The organism is Prauserella rugosa (assembly GCF_000719975.1).
In the GTDB taxonomy this organism is placed as follows: domain Bacteria; phylum Actinomycetota; class Actinomycetes; order Mycobacteriales; family Pseudonocardiaceae; genus Prauserella; species Prauserella rugosa.
Window position 1 is genome coordinate 1 of sequence record NZ_JOIJ01000052.1, and the last position, 1,443, is coordinate 1,443.

At 65.4% G+C, this 1,443-nt stretch carries 2 protein-coding genes; both read right to left on the reverse strand.

The genetic code is table 11. The features are described 5' to 3' along the window. Nucleotides 1–142: 142 nt before the first annotated feature. Nucleotides 143–364, reverse strand: a complete 222-nt coding sequence (locus IF64_RS0124855; protein WP_246134828.1) for a DUF397 domain-containing protein — start codon at nucleotides 362–364, stop codon at nucleotides 143–145. 3 nt (nucleotides 365–367) lie between these two features. Beyond that, nucleotides 368–1,240: a helix-turn-helix domain-containing protein gene (locus IF64_RS0124860; protein ID WP_169741972.1), complete on the reverse strand. Its 873-nt coding sequence runs from the start codon at nucleotides 1,238–1,240 to the stop codon at nucleotides 368–370. Nucleotides 1,241–1,443: the final 203 nt, after the last annotated feature.

Genomic DNA, 1,443 nt, shown 5'->3' on the forward strand with positions numbered 1-1,443 from the left:
CCACAACTCATCAGGAACCAACCGCCACGACAACGCATCAACCACAATGGACGATCATCCCGGACGACGGGTCAAGATCCAAACGAGACACGCTCTAAGGCTAGGCCGGGGCTCACCTACTCGCGTTCGTGTTGATCTTGTATCAGTCGAACTCACCGTCCTTCACGCCGCGGATGAAGGCGTCCCACTCGCCTGCGGTGTAGTGCAGCGCCGGCTTGTGGGGTTCCCTGCTGTTCCGCAGCCATCGGCCGCCATCAGCCGCGGGAGCGACCTCGGCGCACTGGCCGTTCTCTCCGCTGTAGCTCGACTTCCGGAACACGACGCCCTGCTCGGGCTCCAGCGCGTCGCGTACATCGTTGTTCACTTCTCACACCTCCTTCATGGCGCTTTGAATGATCCCCCGTGAGTCTTCGGGGGTAGCGGCCAAGGCGTGGACGTGGCGCAGCGTGCGCTCGTACAAGGCGACCTCTTCGGGCTCCTCGAAGTAGAGCCCGGTGTTGACCAGCTCGAAGTAGACCACGCCCGGATCGCCCTTCATGTCGGGCGGGAACTTCATCACGGTGAAGGTGCCGCCCTGCTGTGCGGTGTGTGCGCCCGCGTCGAGCGGGAGCACCTGAATGTCGATGCGCGGGCGTTCGGACATCTTCAGCAGGTGCGCGAGCTGCTCGCGCATCACTTCCGAGTCTCCTCGCTTGCGGTAGAGCACCGCTTCGTCCAGCACGGTCCACAGCCGCACCGGGTCGTCCTCGCGGTCGAGAATCCGCTGCCGGCCCATGCGCAGCTCGACGCGCTGCTGAACTTCCTCGTCGGTGAGATCGGTGTCCGCGCGGATCACCGCCTCGGCGTAGGCGCGGGTCTGGAGCAGCCCCCTCACGAGCAAGGCGTCGAACGAGGACAGCTCGGCCGCGCCGGCTTCGAGCCCGAGGAACAGGTCAAACCACGGGGGAACCGCGCTGCTCAGGTTCGCCCACCAGTTCTTTCCCCGCTTCGCAGCCGTCAGCAGCTCGCGCATGAACTCGGTCCGGTCCTGCTTCCCGTACAGGCCGAGCAGGATTTCCAGGTCGCCGGCCGAGGGCAGGTTCCGCGCGCTCTCCAGGTAGCCGACGTGCTGCTGCGAGCGGCCGATGCGCGCCGCGGCGTCCTTCTGCTTGAGCCCGGATTCCTTGCGTAGCCGCTTCAACTCCAGCGCGATCCAGCGCTTGAGCACCGCGGGACTCGATGACGTGACCACGCCGTTCACCTTCTCCTCGGGTTCAGGGGTTACCAGCCTGCACCACAAGCCCATCACCCGAACGGACGCCCGTGTGAGGGTTGACGATGTGAATACAACATGGCCTCGAGGCAGCCAAACGACAAGGGCGAACCGGCGGACGTCCGCCCGTCGTCGACGACGACAAACGCCGCGCCATCCTCGCCCGCCGAGACGAAGGACAGTCAATCCGG